Annotated in this window: 20 protein-coding genes and 1 pseudogene; all 21 read left to right on the forward strand. The window is 48.9% G+C overall.

Annotated elements, in window-relative coordinates:
• Window positions 1-200 precede the first annotated feature (200 nt).
• The 21 genes and pseudogenes from DXD12_RS06000 (at window position 201) to DXD12_RS06090 (ending at window position 13,973) form a co-directional block, all read left to right on the forward strand.
• Window positions 201-962, forward strand: coding sequence for a 5-oxoprolinase subunit PxpA (locus DXD12_RS06000; protein WP_022358636.1), 762 nt, complete (start codon window positions 201-203; stop codon window positions 960-962).
• A 24-nt stretch (window positions 963-986) separates the two neighbouring features.
• Entirely contained in the window at window positions 987-2,210 is a 1,224-nt protein-coding gene (locus DXD12_RS06005) for an NRAMP family divalent metal transporter (RefSeq protein WP_117796818.1), read from the forward strand.
• A 223-nt stretch (window positions 2,211-2,433) separates the two neighbouring features.
• Entirely contained in the window at window positions 2,434-3,162 is a 729-nt protein-coding gene (pxpB, locus tag DXD12_RS06010; protein WP_022358506.1) for a 5-oxoprolinase subunit PxpB, read from the forward strand.
• 2 nt (window positions 3,163-3,164) lie between these two features.
• Window positions 3,165-4,262 (forward strand): biotin-dependent carboxyltransferase family protein, encoded by a 1,098-nt coding sequence (locus DXD12_RS06015; protein ID WP_118637782.1) that lies wholly within the window; start codon window positions 3,165-3,167, stop codon window positions 4,260-4,262.
• Between the two features lie 36 nt (window positions 4,263-4,298).
• Window positions 4,299-5,108 carry a putative hydro-lyase gene (locus DXD12_RS06020; RefSeq protein ID WP_022358508.1) on the forward strand — a complete coding sequence of 270 codons (810 nt, stop codon included), beginning with the start codon at window positions 4,299-4,301 and terminating at the stop codon, window positions 5,106-5,108.
• Window positions 5,109-5,523: 415 nt separating this feature from the next.
• Window positions 5,524-5,958, forward strand: a complete 435-nt coding sequence (rplM, locus tag DXD12_RS06025) for a 50S ribosomal protein L13 (RefSeq protein WP_022358509.1) — start codon at window positions 5,524-5,526, stop codon at window positions 5,956-5,958.
• A gap of 28 nt (window positions 5,959-5,986) precedes the next feature.
• A complete protein-coding gene (gene rpsI / locus DXD12_RS06030) occupies window positions 5,987-6,376 on the forward strand; it encodes a 30S ribosomal protein S9 (RefSeq protein ID WP_022358510.1) in 390 nt (129 codons plus the stop codon).
• A gap of 433 nt (window positions 6,377-6,809) precedes the next feature.
• Window positions 6,810-7,307, forward strand: coding sequence for a BRO family protein (locus tag DXD12_RS15590; RefSeq protein ID WP_243017746.1), 498 nt, complete (start codon window positions 6,810-6,812; stop codon window positions 7,305-7,307).
• Complete coding sequence (locus tag DXD12_RS15595) at window positions 7,285-7,638, forward strand: phage antirepressor KilAC domain-containing protein (RefSeq protein WP_243017745.1); 354 nt, start codon at window positions 7,285-7,287, stop codon at window positions 7,636-7,638. Before DXD12_RS15590 ends, DXD12_RS15595 begins: the two co-directional genes overlap by 23 nt.
• The gene (locus DXD12_RS15260; RefSeq protein WP_002576412.1) at window positions 7,635-7,802 is read left to right on the forward strand and encodes a hypothetical protein; all 168 of its coding nucleotides are present in this window, start codon (window positions 7,635-7,637) and stop codon (window positions 7,800-7,802) included. The genes DXD12_RS15595 and DXD12_RS15260 overlap by 4 nt, the downstream gene beginning before the upstream one ends.
• A 22-nt stretch (window positions 7,803-7,824) precedes the next feature.
• Window positions 7,825-8,331, forward strand: coding sequence for a helix-turn-helix domain-containing protein (locus DXD12_RS06040; RefSeq protein WP_227589453.1), 507 nt, complete (start codon window positions 7,825-7,827; stop codon window positions 8,329-8,331).
• Window positions 8,318-9,628: pseudogene (locus tag DXD12_RS06045) on the forward strand (DUF87 domain-containing protein); the annotation flags it as partial. The gene DXD12_RS06040 and the pseudogene DXD12_RS06045, both read left to right, overlap by 14 nt.
• A 187-nt stretch (window positions 9,629-9,815) precedes the next feature.
• The gene (locus tag DXD12_RS06050) at window positions 9,816-10,595 is read left to right on the forward strand and encodes a DUF134 domain-containing protein (protein ID WP_118637784.1); all 780 of its coding nucleotides are present in this window, start codon (window positions 9,816-9,818) and stop codon (window positions 10,593-10,595) included.
• Between the two features lies 1 nt (window position 10,596).
• Window positions 10,597-11,253: a Crp/Fnr family transcriptional regulator gene (locus DXD12_RS06055; RefSeq protein ID WP_107000764.1), complete on the forward strand. Its 657-nt coding sequence runs from the start codon at window positions 10,597-10,599 to the stop codon at window positions 11,251-11,253.
• Window positions 11,254-11,332: 79 nt separating this feature from the next.
• On the forward strand, window positions 11,333-11,875 hold the full coding sequence (rbr, locus tag DXD12_RS06060) for a rubrerythrin (RefSeq protein ID WP_107000763.1): 543 nt from the start codon (window positions 11,333-11,335) through the stop codon (window positions 11,873-11,875).
• Between the two features lie 20 nt (window positions 11,876-11,895).
• Window positions 11,896-12,270, forward strand: a complete 375-nt coding sequence (locus DXD12_RS06065) for a desulfoferrodoxin family protein (RefSeq protein WP_033120174.1) — start codon at window positions 11,896-11,898, stop codon at window positions 12,268-12,270.
• Between the two features lie 76 nt (window positions 12,271-12,346).
• Window positions 12,347-12,559 (forward strand): DUF6219 family protein, encoded by a 213-nt coding sequence (locus DXD12_RS06070; protein ID WP_107000761.1) that lies wholly within the window; start codon window positions 12,347-12,349, stop codon window positions 12,557-12,559.
• An 89-nt stretch (window positions 12,560-12,648) separates the two neighbouring features.
• Window positions 12,649-12,807 (forward strand): rubredoxin, encoded by a 159-nt coding sequence (locus DXD12_RS06075; protein ID WP_107000760.1) that lies wholly within the window; start codon window positions 12,649-12,651, stop codon window positions 12,805-12,807.
• Window positions 12,808-12,939: 132 nt separating this feature from the next.
• Entirely contained in the window at window positions 12,940-13,185 is a 246-nt protein-coding gene (locus tag DXD12_RS06080) for a ferredoxin-thioredoxin reductase catalytic domain-containing protein (protein ID WP_118637957.1), read from the forward strand.
• 12 nt (window positions 13,186-13,197) lie between these two features.
• On the forward strand, window positions 13,198-13,401 hold the full coding sequence (locus DXD12_RS06085) for a 4Fe-4S binding protein (protein WP_107000759.1): 204 nt from the start codon (window positions 13,198-13,200) through the stop codon (window positions 13,399-13,401).
• Window positions 13,398-13,973: a 4Fe-4S binding protein gene (locus tag DXD12_RS06090; protein WP_117796821.1), complete on the forward strand. Its 576-nt coding sequence runs from the start codon at window positions 13,398-13,400 to the stop codon at window positions 13,971-13,973. The genes DXD12_RS06085 and DXD12_RS06090 overlap by 4 nt, the downstream gene beginning before the upstream one ends.
• Window positions 13,974-13,993: the final 20 nt, after the last annotated feature.

Here is a 13,993-nt window from a genome sequence, read left to right on the forward strand (position 1 = left end):
AATTATTTTAAAAAATATTAAAATTATGATTGAAAAATACATAAAAGTCAGATAAAATATCATTAGAAGCAAAAAAACAAGGGGAACATACAAAAAACATCTCATCTTAAAAATAGTTTCCGATGGTTGTTGAAAACAGACAGAAGAAACGCTAAGCCGCAAAAATGAGATGTGTGAGCTAAGAAAGGGAGGAATGAACCATGTTTTATGTCGATTTAAACAGTGATTTAGGTGAGAGCTTCGGTAACTATACGATTGGTATGGATGAAGAAATTCTTCAGTACGTGTCTTCCGCCAACGTAGCCTGTGGATGGCATGCAGGTGATCCGATGGTTATGGATAAGACCATCGCACTGGCAAAGAAATACGGAACCGCAGTAGGAGCACATCCGGGATTTCCGGATCTGATGGGCTTCGGTCGAAGAAACATGGTGGTAACTCCGGAAGAAGCGAAAGCATATCTGAAATACCAGCTCGGCGCATTGAGCGCATTTACTAAGAGCCAGGGCGTAAAAATCCAGCACGTAAAACCGCACGGCGCATTCTACAACATGGCAGCTGTTGATGAGAAGCTGGCGAGAGCAATGTGCGAAGCAGTCTATGAAGTAGATAAAGATATCATCTTCATGGGTCTGGCAGGATCCCAGATGATCAAGGCGGCTGAGGAGGTTGGTTTACAGGCAGCGAGCGAGGTGTTCGCAGACCGTGCATACAACGATGACGGAACCCTGGTTTCCAGAAAACTTCCGGGAGCAGTCATCAAAGATAAAGACCTGGCAATCAAACGTGTCGTAAGAATGGTAAAAGAAGGAAAAGTTGAGAGCATCAACGGAAACGACATTTCCATCAAGGCAGATTCCATCTGTGTACACGGAGACAACCCAAAAGCACTGGAGTTCGTAAAGAACATTCGTGAGACCCTGGTAGCCGAGGGAGTGGAGATTAAAAATCTGTTCCGCTAATACGTATATAAGGAGAAGAAAAATATGGGAGAAAAGAAAAAAAGTAATGCGAACACGACAGCCCTGATTGGCGCCGCGTTCCTGATGGCAACGTCTGCGATCGGACCTGGTTTCCTGACGCAGACCGCAACCTTTACCGGTCAGTATGGCTCTATTTTCGCACTGGCAATCATCTGCACCATTCTTCTGGATGTTACAACCCAGTTAAATATCTGGTCCATCATCGGTGTGTCCGGTATGCGTGGACAGGATATCGCAAATAAAGTTGTTCCGGGACTCGGATATTTCATTGCGTTCCTTGTGTCTCTCGGCGGTCTGGTATTCAATATCGGTAACGTCGGCGGCGCCGCAACCGGTTTTAATATCGTATTCGGTTTCCCACTGAAAGTCGGAACCGTTGTAGCCGGTGTCATCGGTATCCTGATCTTCTTATCCAAGGATGCGAAAAACTTCATGGATAAGCTGACCAAATACTTAGGAAGCATCATGATTGTTACCGTACTTTATGTAGCATTCCGTTCAAAACCTCCGGTTGTCGAGGCAATCGGCAGTGTTGGACATCTGAACGAATTCCCGAACCTGGTATTCCCGATTATTACCCTGCTTGGCGGAAGCTGCGGCGGTTACATCACATTCTCCGGTGCACATCGTCTTCTGGATGCAGGTTTCTCCGGAACCAAGGATCTTCCGCATGTTCGCCGCTCCGTATTAATGGGCATCAGCGTATCGGGAGTTATGAGAATTTTACTGTTCCTCGCAGTTTTAGGCGTTGTTACAGCAACTCCGGAAGTAGTTGGAAGCGAAGCATGGGTAGCAAGCCCGCCAGCAGCAGCTTTTAAGGCAGGCGCAGGCATCATCGGTTATAAGATCTTCGGTCTGGTTATCCTGTTTGCAGCTATCACCTCCATCATCGGTGCAGCGTATACATCTGTATCCTTCTTAAAGACCCTGCATCCGTTCATCATGGAGAATGAGAAATGGTTCGTTATCGGCTTCATCGCTGTATCGACCGTTATCATGACATTACTTGGACAGCCGGCAACTCTTCTGGTTCTGGCTGGTTCCGTAAACGGACTGATTCTTCCGATTACACTGCTTGTCATTCTTCTGGCAAGCCGCAGAAAAGATATCGTCGGTGAAAATTACAAACATCCGACCGTACTCATCGTACTTGGTGTATGCGTTGTTCTTCTGACCGGTTACTCAGGAATCAAGGCTCTGCCGAAGATTCTTACTATCTTTGGTTAATGAATGAAAAAATGCAAAAAATGTGGTAAAATAATAAAAAACGATTAAACGGACAGGCGCCCGGCGGACTGGCTGGATGAGCACGCAGATGGCTGGCTTATGGCAGCAGGTCTGCCGGGCGTTTCCCTGTAACTGGCTTGTTGGGTCGGAAGCAGTTTTTAGGTTTTTCGAAGAAAAGCAGAACAGGCAGGCGGGGGCTTCGTTTATCTGACAGGAGGTATATATGAGCGAGGTAAGATACCTTGTAGCGGGCGACAGCGCTGTGTGCGTTGAGTTTGGCAATGAAATCAGCCCGGAGATCAACAAGAAAATCCGCGCATTCAAGATTGCGGTTGAAAAAAGCGATATACCGGGAATTGTGGAGACGGTTCCGACATACCGTTCCTTATTAGTACATTATCATCCGGAAGTGATCGGATTCAAGGCACTCACAGAAAAATTTGATAAATTGATGGGTTCCTTATCCAGCATTCCGATCCCGCCGCCAACCGTTATCGAAATTCCGGTTCTCTACGGCGGAGAGATGGGTCCGGATATTGAAAATGTTGCGGAGCACAATCACAAGACCGTGGAAGAGGTTATCAAGATTCATACATCTGAAGAATATCTAATCTACATGATTGGATTCATTGCTGGATTCCCATATCTGGGCGGCATGAGCAAAGAGATCGCAACCCCACGTCTGAAGAGCCCGAGAGTGAAGATTGAGGGCGGCTCCGTCGGTATCGCCGGTGAGCAGACCGGTATCTACCCGGTAGCATCTCCGGGCGGCTGGCAGTTAATTGGACGGACTCCGTTAAAACTCTATGATGCAGACCGCGAGAAACCAGTGCTTCTGGAAGCGGGACAATATATCAAGTTTGCTGCAGTAACCGAGGAAGAGTATAAAAAGATCGAAAAAGAAGTCGAAGATGGAACCTACAAATACGTTGTGTACGATAAGGAGGTATAAAGATGGGCATTAAGTTTGCAAGCGGCGGATTCCTCACAACCGTACAGGACATGGGACGCACCGGCTATCAGGAGTCTGGTATGTCTGTATCAGGCGTTATGGATCAGCGTTCCGCAGCGATCGCGAATATTTTAGTGGGAAATGATGAAAACGAGGCGGTTCTGGAAGTAACCCTGATGGGACCGATGATGGAATTTACAGAAGATAATATTATCGCAGTAACCGGCGGCAATCTGGTTCCGAAGGTAAATGGAAAAGATCTTCCGATGTATCAGGCAGTTTTAGTACATAAGGGCGATTCCATGAACTTTGCCGGTATGACAAGCGGAAGCCGCGTGTACATTGCAGTGGCAGGCGGGCTGGATATCCCGGTACAGATGGGCAGCAAATCCACCAACTTAAAGCTGAAAGTAGGCGGTTATCAGGGAAGAAAGATCGGCGGCGGAGACGAGATTGGTTTTGCCGCTCCGAAGACGACCCTTCCAAATATGAGAAAGAGAAAAGTGACGCCGGAGGACTTCTCCCAGACGGAGAAAACCATCCGCGTTGTCATGGGACCGCAGGATGACTGCTTTACCGAGAAAGGTGTTGAGACTTTCTTAAGCAGCACATATGCATTTACGAATGAGTCCGACCGTATGGGCTGCCGTCTCGAGGGCGAGGCCATCGAGCATAAAAATGGCGGCGATATTATCACAGACGGTATCGCCTTTGGTGCGATTCAGGTGCCGTCCCACGGACAGCCGATTATCATGATGGCGGATCATCAGACCACCGGCGGTTATACGAAGATTGCTGGCGTTATCTCTGTGGACCTTCCGCTGGTTGCACAGTCCAGACCGGGCTATAAAGTACATTTCCAGAAAGTAACGGTTGAGGAAGCGCAGAAGCTTTACATTGAGCAGGTGGAAAAACTCAAAGCACTCAAAGAAGAACTGGCAAAAGTACCGGAACCGTGCGGAGAACTCGATGCAGTGATTCAGGTAGCGGTTGGATGTGAGTCGAAGAAATACTGGAATCCGATTGGAACCTACCGGGTTGTGATCGATGGAACTGAATATATGGTTGAATTAGAGGAAGAGACTGAGAGATTCAGATAAAATTCAGATGCATTGAAAGATATGGAGGGAACGTATATGGCAGATTACAGCAAAATGACACCACCGGAAGTATGGAAACTGATTCGGACTGGCGAGATTACCCGCCCGACGGCTGGCATGTGTGCCGGATATGCACAGGCAAATCTGGTTATCCTGCCGAAGAAGTACGCCGATGATTTTAAAGAATTTGCAAGAAAGAACCCGAAACCGTGCCCAATCCTGGAAGTCGTAGAGGGCACACCGGATATCCACGATATGGGCGAAGGCGCGAGCATCGTGACGGACATCCCGAAATATTTCATTTATCGTGACGGCGTGAAAGTCGATGAGGTGACAGATGTTTCTTCTTATTGGAAAGAAGATTCGGTTGCATTCCTGATTGGCTGCAGCTTCTCCTTTGAGGAGGCGCTTATGAAAGCCGGCATTGAAGTGCGCCATATCGCGCAGGGCTGCAATGTTTCCATGTACAAGACCAACATTCAGTGCGAGAGCGCCGGCGTGTTCAAGGGACCGATGGTTGTCAGCATGCGTCCGATGACACCGGAAAACGCACAGAAAGCCAAAGAGATCACAGACCGTTATCCAAACGTACACGGCGGTCCGGTCCAGATCGGCGATCCGGCAGCGATCGGTATCAAGGATATTTCCAAACCAGACTATGGCGATCCGGTCGAGATCCGCGAGGGTGAGATCCCGGTATTCTGGGCTTGCGGCGTTACCCCGCAGGCAGCGATTGAAAATGCAAAACTTCCGTTAGTTATTACCCACGCACCGGGACATATGTTTATCACCAATGTCCTGAATACGGAGCTGAATGATTATCTGGAAGCGAAGAAGCAGAAATAGGCAGAATCGGTTCTTCCATTGCAGGAACGGTTTTATCGAAAAATAAGGTTTGACGGAGATTTCCCAGTCTCCTTCAAATAAATTCTCTTGAGAAAAGAGAAAAAGTTCATTACCAACCTAAAAAGCGGCGAAAAAGGAAGATGGAATCTGAGAGGAGGAAGTCTTCCTTTTTCATGTGTATCCCGTGCGTATATCATGCGCATGGGATGAAACGCACTTACCTTGTAAATTCCTTGAGAAAATCGTTGAAAAAACCTTGTATTTTCAAGGAAAAACCGCTTGACACGTCCGGGACGGTGTAATATAATAAATCAGTATGACATGAGTCAGGAAGATGTCGGCACCAAAGCCCCGGAGCAGGCATTTCATGATATAGTTAATCTCAATTATATGAAGTAAAACAGGAGGTCAACCAATGAAGAGTTTTATGGCTAGTCCAGCAACAATCGAGAGAAAATGGTATGTAGTTGACGCTACAGGATATACATTAGGTCGTCTTGCATCTGAGGTAGCAAAAGTATTAAGAGGTAAGAACAAACCGATCTTCACCCCGCACATGGATTGCGGCGATTACGTAATCGTAGTAAACGCAGAGAAGATCAAAGTAACTGGTAAGAAACTGGATCAGAAGATCTACTACAATCACTCTGATTATGTAGGTGGTATGAGAGAGACAACCCTTCGTGAAATGATGGCTAAGAAGCCGGAGAAGGTTGTTGAGTTAGCAGTTAAGGGTATGCTTCCAAAGGGACCTTTAGGAAGAAGCATGATTACGAAACTTCATGTATACGCAGGTCCGGAGCACGAGCAGGCAGCTCAGAAGCCGGAAGTTTTAGAAATCAAGTTTTAATTAAAGGCACTGGAAGGAGGAAACAATAATGGCTAACAAATTTTACGGAACAGGCAGAAGAAAAAAATCTATCGCTAGAGTATACCTTGTACCGGGAACCGGCAAGATTACAATCAATAAAAGAGACATCGACGAGTACTTTGGTCTTGAGACCCTGAAAGTAGTTGTACGTCAGCCGCTCGTAGCAACCGAGACTGTTGATAAGTTCGATGTACTTGTAAACGTACGTGGTGGTGGTTTTACAGGCCAGGCAGGTGCTGTAAGACACGGTATCTCCAGAGCACTTCTTCAGGCAGACGCTGATTACCGTCCGGTACTGAAGAAAGCTGGCTTCTTAACTCGTGACCCGAGAATGAAAGAGCGTAAGAAATACGGTCTCAAAGCAGCTCGTCGCGCTCCGCAGTTCAGCAAGCGATAATCTACAGCTTAATAATGCTAAAAAAGCCCGGAAATACGCCATTTTCCGGGCTTTTTCTATGCCTGAAATTACCTGATTCCGATGGTGAAATTTGAGGAAATTTGACTTCAAATTAGCCCATTTTGATGGGTTTACCATGGGTTTACGGTCTATTTTTGAGCCTAATGGGTGGGAAAATGGGTTTACAGAAGGCCATTTTGGAGGGGAAATTCGCCCCATATCCTTGACAGATTTTCGGGAAAAATCCGGCTGAAACGGAATGAAAAATGGTGTCGGATTCGTTTGGCGAGTTCTGACGAAATCTGCAAAAAAATGATATCAGGTGTCCTGTTACATAGAGCCTTGGCTCATTCTTTGAAAACGAGAATGGGTCGAGGCTTTATTTTTTTCGCCCGAAATCCGGCGAGACAAATTTGAGTAGGAGGTAACAGGTATGACGGATTTCAATCAGAAGACCCATGACACCGATGTGGGCAGTCATGGCGGACAGTCGAGGCAGATGATGGAGGTGTTTGAGAACCAGGAGTTTGGTTCGATCCGGTTGTTACAGGAGGCAGGCAAGACCTTCTTCTGTGCAAGCGACGTGGCGAAAGCGTTGGGATATGTGAATCCCTACGCCGCAGTGAAACGCCATTGTAGAGGCCCCCTAACGAAACGCGAGGGGGTCGTTCAGAAGGTGAATCAGTATGGAGATGCTGGAGAGCAGGTCGTTGAAATCTCCTTTATCACGGAAGGTGATGTTTATCGGCTGATCGTTCACAGCAAGCTGCCATCGGCAGAACGGTTTGAACACTGGGTGTTTGATGAAGTTCTCCCGTCCATCCGAAAGCATGGTGTGTATATGAGCGATTCTATTTTGGATCAGGTGATTCAGCATCCGGAGGTCATCTACACCCTGGCGAAGGAGCTTGTGGCCGAGAGAGCAGCTTGAGGGTATCCGCAAACAGCTGGATGCGGCACAGCCCAAGGCAGACTACTTCGACACCTTTGTGAATTCGGAGGATTGTACCTGCATCCGGAATTTCTGTAAGGAAATCGGAATCCCGGAGAAGACGGCAGTAGCTCTCTTACTGGATCATCGCTATCTGTACCGCAGTCCAAGCGGCTGGCTGATGCCTTTTGCAGACAAATCTGCAAGGGGCTATTTTATTGTCCGGGATTGCTACGGCAGAAGCGGAAAACTGGTGCAGCAGACGAGAGTGACCTGCAAGGGAAAGAATCATCTCTTCAAGTTGTTTAAGAAATGGGGTGTGATCGAATGACGCTTTTTACAGAGGGACGCCTTCAGGCGTTTGAACGCATGATGCAGGATACCGGCAAATACCATCGACGGGAGGACAGCGAAGATCGTCCGCGCAAATGTCCGAAGAAAAAAACGGAGCCTGCGAAAAAGGATGGTGAGCACCATGCCGGTATTCAGGGTTGAGAAAAACAGCAATTACACAACGATGTGCAATTACCACCTGCGGGATCAGGGTCTCAGCCTGAAAGGAAAAGGACTTCTCTCTATGCTGCTTAGTTTACCGGACACATGGAACTATTCGGTACGGGGATTATCTTCGATTACACCGGATGGCGTAGATGGGGTGCTTACAGCTCTGAAAGAACTGGAACGTCTTGGATATCTGGAAAGGAACCAGCAGCGTGAGAGTAACGGTCGGATGGGCAGAGCGGAGTATGTGATCTATGAGATGCCAAGGAAAAAGCCGTGTACGGAAAAGCCGTATACGGTAAATCCGGATACGGACACACCGGTTACGGAAAATCCCGCGCAATTAAGTACTAATAGAACAAGTACTGAAACAATCAATAAAAGAGAGAAGAAGGAAATCCAGCACCGGTATGGCTCATACGAAAATGTCCTTCTCTCTGACACGGAATACGGCAAGCTCCGGCAGGAGTTCCCAGGAGATTATCAGATGCGGGTGGAACGGCTCTCTGAGTATCCGCTTTGAGCTTTCTTTTATGAATATGGCTACGGATGCCTCGAATTTTGAGAAGATGGTGCGCATCCCGTACCAGAAGGATCATTTCAATCCGGTGCGCACGGAGTACAGCACCATGCTGCGCCGCCAGCTTGCCCAGGGCAACAACGGCCTGACCAAGACGAAGTACCTGACGTTTGGCATTGAAGCAGAATCCATGAAACAGGCAAAGCCGAGGCTCAATCACATTGAGATCGACCTGATGAACAACTTCAAACGCTTGGGTGTCCGGGCAAAATTGCTGAACGGTAAGGAACGGCTTCATCTGATGCACGATATGTTCCACATGGGTGACCATGACCGATTCAATTTCGATTGGAAGTGGCTGCCGGAGAGCGGGCTGTCGGTAAAGGACTTTATTGCCCCGACCGGGTTTGCCTTTCCGAAGAACCGTGTTTTTCAGATGGGTGGGATGTATGGTTCCATGTCCTATCTCCAGATTACGGCTTCCGACCTGTCGGATCAGCTGCTGAAGGACTTTCTGGATATGGAATCCAGCCAGATTGTGACCATGCACATTCAGTCGGTAGACCAGAACAAAGCAATCAAATCCATCAAGCACACCATTACGGAGCTGGATCGTTCCAAGATTGAGGAACAGAAGAAAGCTGTCCGTTCCGGATACGATATGGACATCATTCCGTCAGATTTGGCAACTTACGGCAGGGACGCAAAGGCACTGCTGAAGGAATTGCAGAGCCAGAATTAGCGTATGTTCCTGCTGACCTTTCTGGTGATGAATACCGGCGAGACGGAGCAGGAGCTGGAAACCAATGTGTTTCAAGCTTCCAGTATCGCGCAGAAGTACAACTGCAACCTGCGCCGTCTGGGCTTTCAGCAGGAGCAGGGGCTGATGAGCTGTCTGCCGCTGGCACAGAACCTGATTGAGATTCAGCGCAGCATGACTACCAGCAGCACGGCAATTTTCGTTCCGTTTACCACCCAGGAACTGTTTCAGACCGGGAAAGAGGCTCTGTACTATGGGCTGAATGCTCTGTCCAACAACCTGATTATGGTTGACCGGAAAAAGCTCAAAAACCCCAACGGGCTGATTCTGGGTACTCCCGGTTCCGGTAAATCCTTCTCTGCCAAGCGAGAAATCGCCAATGCGTTTCTGGTGACGGATGACGATGTAATTGTGTGCGATCCGGAAGCCGAGTACACGGCACTGGTGAAGAAATTTGAGGGGCAGGTCATTAAAATCAGCCCTTCCAGCGCGCAGTATATCAACCCGATGGACATCAATGCGAACTATTCGGAAGAGGATACCCTGCGAAGTTCTGTCAAATGTAGATAATCTGACAATACGAACATGGCTCACACGTAGTCTTCGACACCGAATATCAGCCAGCACACATATGAGGACGGAAAATGTAGCAGCTTTTGAAAAATTGCTTTTTCTGCTCAAAGTGCTATAATCGGAATATACCGAATACAAAGGGAGGAAAGCTCCCATGCCAAGACCGCCACGGTGCCGTCGAATTTGTGGCGTACCACAGGTCGATACATTCTGTCCTAACGGGTGCGAGAATACCGAGCCGATCCTGCTGACGCTGGACGAATACGAGGTCATTCGGCTGGTTGACTTGGAGCAGCAAACCCACGAGCAGTGTGCCGCTCAAATGGAGCTTTCCCGCTCTACTGTGCAGGAGATTTACGAAAGCGCACGGAGCAAGATCGTAGCGTGTCTTGTCCACGGGAAACCGCTGCACATCACCGGGGGAAACTACCGCATCTGCGGAGGACAGGAGGCAGCTCACTGCGGCCGTTGCTGCCGGATGCAGAGAGCCAACATGGAAAAATCAGGCAAAACTTGCAAAGGAGATTCCATTATGAAAATTGCAGTTACCTATGACAACGGTCAGATCTTTCAGCATTTCGGTCACACCGAGCAGTTCAAGCTTTATGAATCTGTGAACGGCAAAATCGTCCATGCGGAAGTCGTTGATACCAACGGCAGCGGTCACGGCGCACTGGCAGGCTTTCTGATGCAGAACGGCGTGGACGCTTTGATTTGCGGAGGCATCGGCGGCGGTGCGCAGGCAGCACTCGCCGAAGCGGGCATCAAGCTCTACGGCGGTGTCAGCGGGGACGCTGACGCGGCGGTGAGCGCATTGCTCAACGGAAGTTTGGGCTACGATCCCAATGTTCACTGTGACCACCATGACCATGAACACGGCGAGGCTGGTCACTCCTGCGGTGACCACGGCTGCGGCAAGCATAGCTGCCATTGATATGGAACGCACACTGACACAACTTCCGTTCTGGTCATCCTTGACCGAACGCGAAATGGACACACTACGCCGAAGTGCCTTTGTCCGTCATTATAAAAAGGGTGCGTTCGTTCACAGCAGCGACAATGAATGTCTCGGAATGCTGTTTATTCTTTCCGGCGAGATCCGCACCTATCTTCTCTCTGATGAGGGGCGGGAGGTAACTCTGTTCCGCCTGTATCCGGGCGAACTATGCGTGCTTTCCGCCTCCTGCGTGATCAGTCAGATCACCTTTGATACGCAAATGACTGCCGGAATGGATACGGACATTCTGATTATCTCTGCAAATGTCATTGCTGCACTCAAGGAGAAAAATCTCCATGTCCGCTGTTTTCTCTATGAACTGGCAACGAAACGGTTTTCTGATGTGATGTGGGCGATGCAGCAGATTATGTTCAAGGGATTGGATCAGCGGCTGGCAGAATTTCTCTTTGCCGAAGCGGAACGTACCGGCTCCGACACGATACGCATGACCCATGAGCAGATCGCCCAGCACATCAGCTCGGCACGGGAGGCAGTGGCACGGATGCTCAAAAGCTTCTCGGAGGACGGGCTGGTGGAGCTGAAGCGTGGTGCAATCACGCTGCGGGATAAGAACAGACTAAATCGTCTAAAATAAAAAGAAATGTGACTTCGTTACAGAAGAAAATCATAGATTTGCTACAATAAAAGCAGAAAAACAGGAAGGAGTATCCACCATGAAAGAAACGAAATACGCAGGAACTCAAACCGAAAAAAACCTGATGGCTGCCTTTGCCGGTGAGTCCGAGGCGCGCAACAAATACACCTATTTTGCATCCAAGGCCAAGAAGGAAGGCTACGAGCAGATCGCGGCGCTGTTCCTCAAAACCGCTGATAATGAGAAGGAACACGCCAAGCTGTGGTTCAAAGAGCTGAACGGCATTGGCGACACCGCCGAAAACCTTCTCTCCGCCGCTGAGGGCGAGAACTACGAGTGGACGGATATGTACGACGGCTTTGCCAAAACCGCCGACGAGGAGGGTTTCCATGAGCTGGCCCAGCGTTTCCGCCTGGTAGCCGCCATTGAAAAGCATCATGAGGAGCGCTACCGTGCCCTGCTGCACAATGTGGAGATGGCGGAGGTCTTCGCCAAGAGTGAGGTCAAGGTATGGGAGTGCCGCAACTGCGGGCATATCGTGATCGGTGAGAAAGCACCGGAGGTCTGCCCGACCTGCAACCATCCCCAGAGCTACTTTGAAATTCACGCAGAAAACTATTAAAGAGAAAAGGAGAACGAATCATGGAGCAGAAGTTTTACATTTGCAAGCATTGCGGCAACATCATTGCCAAGGTCAAGGACACGGGCGTTCCCGTCATCTGTTGCGGTGAGCCGATGAGCGAGATCATCCCCGGTACCACCGACGCCGCCGTGGAGAAGCACGTCCCTGTCTGGACTGTGGAAAACGGCATCGTTCATGTCAAGGTCGGCTCCGTAGAGCATCCCATGCTGCCGGAGCACTACATCGAGTGGGTGTCCCTCCACACCAAGCAGGGCAACCAGCGCAAGGAACTGCACCCGGGCGAGAAGCCGGAGGTCTGCTTTGCGCTCTGCGAGGGCGACGAAGTCGAGGCGGTCTACGCCTACTGCAACCTCCACAGTCTGTGGAAAGCGTGATCGTTCTGCGCATGGTATCTTAGAACCAACATAGAGAACTGAATGTCATGTATTGCAGGCAGGAGGCAAACAAGTCATGAAAGCACATAAATATTGGTCAATCGGAGCGGTAATTACCATGTTTGGAACTTTTTGCACTGGATATAAAGGCTCAAAAACAACGCATAAGTACCTTGCGCTTAGTTCCTTGATCTGCATGGTTATGGCAGTATATACGGGTCATAAAATGATTTCAGGGAATAAGAAAACAAAGAGAGTAAAACAAGCGGAAGCTGTGGATATTCTTTGAGTAAGATAGGAATCGTTATTGTTTCTGATGACGATAAAGTCGGGCTAATGTTGTGTGCGAAATAAAAAACAAGAAAGAAGAATTTCATTATGAAATATGTATGCGATGTGTGTGGTTGGGAATACGACGAAGAAAATGGCTATCCGGAAGGCGGCATTGCACCGGGTACAAAATGGGAAGATATTCCGGATGATTTTGAATGCCCCTTATGTTTTGTTGGCAAAGACCAGTTTTCTGTGGCTGAGTAAGGAAGCACAACAAAACCTATAAACAAAGAGCCGTGAAGCAGTATGTAAGATACCGCTTCACGGCTCTTTCTCACTTATATAAAAATTTGCCGTAACGTAACCTCGTCACAGAAAAATACTTTGTACTGCGGTATGATAAAGCAACAATCAATCAACAAGAAAGAGGTGGCGAACATGAAAATCAAGCTCAATTCCGATCAGGAGATTGTCAGCACCATCAGAGAAGGACTCAAGCGCACCGGCGGGTACTGCCCCTGCCGCAGGGAGAGCACAGAGGCGACCAAATGTATGTGCCAGGAGTTTAAGGATCAAATTGCAGATCCGGGCTTCGAGGGATTCTGCCACTGTATGCTCTATTACAAATCCTTGCAGGATTAAGGGAGGAACGCTATGCTGTCAAAGAAACTGGCCGCCATAGATAAGACGCGGTGCGTCGCCTGCGGCGTGTGTGAAAATACCTGTCCACTGGGGGCCGTCAAGGTGCGCCGCGGCTGCTACGCCGCTGTGGAGGCGGAACGATGCGTAGGCTGCGGCAAGTGCGCAAAGATCTGTCCCGTCGGCTGCATTGAGGTGAAAGTGAGGGCTGACGCATGAAAGTAAAGCATTGGTACGATTACCTGTGGGTATATGCAATTATCTATTTTGCACTGGGCTTTTTCAATATCCTGTTCGCGTGGCTGGGCATGATCGATTTTCTTCTGCCGCTGTTCTTAGCCATCTTTGGTGGGAACAAATACTTTTGCAACCACCTCTGCGGACGGGGTCAACTGTTCAGCAAGCTGGGGACAGACCTTAAATGCTCCCGCTGCAAGCCCACGCCCCGCTGGATGTCCTCCAAGTGGTTCCGTTATGGCTTTTTGATCTTTTTCCTGACGATGTTCGGCAACATGGTGTTTCAGACATATCTGGTCGCTGCGGGTACTTCGTCCCTGCGGGAGGCCATTAAGCTGTTCTGGACCTTCCGTGTGCCGTGGGGCTGGGCCTACACTGCCGGAACGGTGACAGACTGGGTAGCCCAATTCAGCTTCGGCTTTTACAGCCTCATGCTGACCTCGCTGCTCATCGGCCTCATCGTCATGGTGCTCTACAAGCCCCGTACATGGTGTGCCTTCTGCCCCATGGGAACCATGACGCAGGGGATTTGCAAGCTGAAAAACAAAGAATAAACAAAGATAACAGAAAGGAG

The sequence above is a fragment of the Clostridium sp. TF11-13AC genome, assembly GCF_003481065.1.
Lineage (GTDB): Bacteria > Bacillota > Clostridia > Lachnospirales > Lachnospiraceae > Otoolea > Otoolea fessa.

Bases quoted from the DNA above. Each gene is read 5' to 3' on its own strand.
- DXD12_RS06090 (WP_117796821.1), top strand. From the start codon at position 13,398: ATGAAAGTAAAGCATTGGTACGATTACCTGTGGGTATATGCAATTATC.
- DXD12_RS06050 (WP_118637784.1), top strand. From the start codon at position 9,816: ATGCCAAGACCGCCACGGTGCCGTCGAATTTGTGGCGTACCACAGGTC.
- rbr (WP_107000763.1), top strand. From the start codon at position 11,333: ATGAAAGAAACGAAATACGCAGGAACTCAAACCGAAAAAAACCTGATG.
- pxpB (WP_022358506.1), top strand. From the start codon at position 2,434: ATGAGCGAGGTAAGATACCTTGTAGCGGGCGACAGCGCTGTGTGCGTT.
- DXD12_RS06005 (WP_117796818.1), top strand. From the start codon at position 987: ATGGGAGAAAAGAAAAAAAGTAATGCGAACACGACAGCCCTGATTGGC.
- DXD12_RS06070 (WP_107000761.1), top strand. From the start codon at position 12,347: ATGAAAGCACATAAATATTGGTCAATCGGAGCGGTAATTACCATGTTT.
- DXD12_RS06000 (WP_022358636.1), top strand. From the start codon at position 201: ATGTTTTATGTCGATTTAAACAGTGATTTAGGTGAGAGCTTCGGTAAC.
- DXD12_RS06040 (WP_227589453.1), top strand. From the start codon at position 7,825: ATGTGCAATTACCACCTGCGGGATCAGGGTCTCAGCCTGAAAGGAAAA.
- rpsI (WP_022358510.1), top strand. From the start codon at position 5,987: ATGGCTAACAAATTTTACGGAACAGGCAGAAGAAAAAAATCTATCGCT.
- rplM (WP_022358509.1), top strand. From the start codon at position 5,524: ATGAAGAGTTTTATGGCTAGTCCAGCAACAATCGAGAGAAAATGGTAT.
- DXD12_RS06065 (WP_033120174.1), top strand. From the start codon at position 11,896: ATGGAGCAGAAGTTTTACATTTGCAAGCATTGCGGCAACATCATTGCC.
- DXD12_RS06075 (WP_107000760.1), top strand. From the start codon at position 12,649: ATGAAATATGTATGCGATGTGTGTGGTTGGGAATACGACGAAGAAAAT.
- DXD12_RS06020 (WP_022358508.1), top strand. From the start codon at position 4,299: ATGGCAGATTACAGCAAAATGACACCACCGGAAGTATGGAAACTGATT.
- DXD12_RS15260 (WP_002576412.1), top strand. From the start codon at position 7,635: ATGACGCTTTTTACAGAGGGACGCCTTCAGGCGTTTGAACGCATGATG.
- DXD12_RS06080 (WP_118637957.1), top strand. From the start codon at position 12,940: ATGATAAAGCAACAATCAATCAACAAGAAAGAGGTGGCGAACATGAAA.
- DXD12_RS06085 (WP_107000759.1), top strand. From the start codon at position 13,198: ATGCTGTCAAAGAAACTGGCCGCCATAGATAAGACGCGGTGCGTCGCC.
- DXD12_RS15590 (WP_243017746.1), top strand. From the start codon at position 6,810: ATGACGGATTTCAATCAGAAGACCCATGACACCGATGTGGGCAGTCAT.
- DXD12_RS06055 (WP_107000764.1), top strand. From the start codon at position 10,597: ATGGAACGCACACTGACACAACTTCCGTTCTGGTCATCCTTGACCGAA.
- DXD12_RS06015 (WP_118637782.1), top strand. From the start codon at position 3,165: ATGGGCATTAAGTTTGCAAGCGGCGGATTCCTCACAACCGTACAGGAC.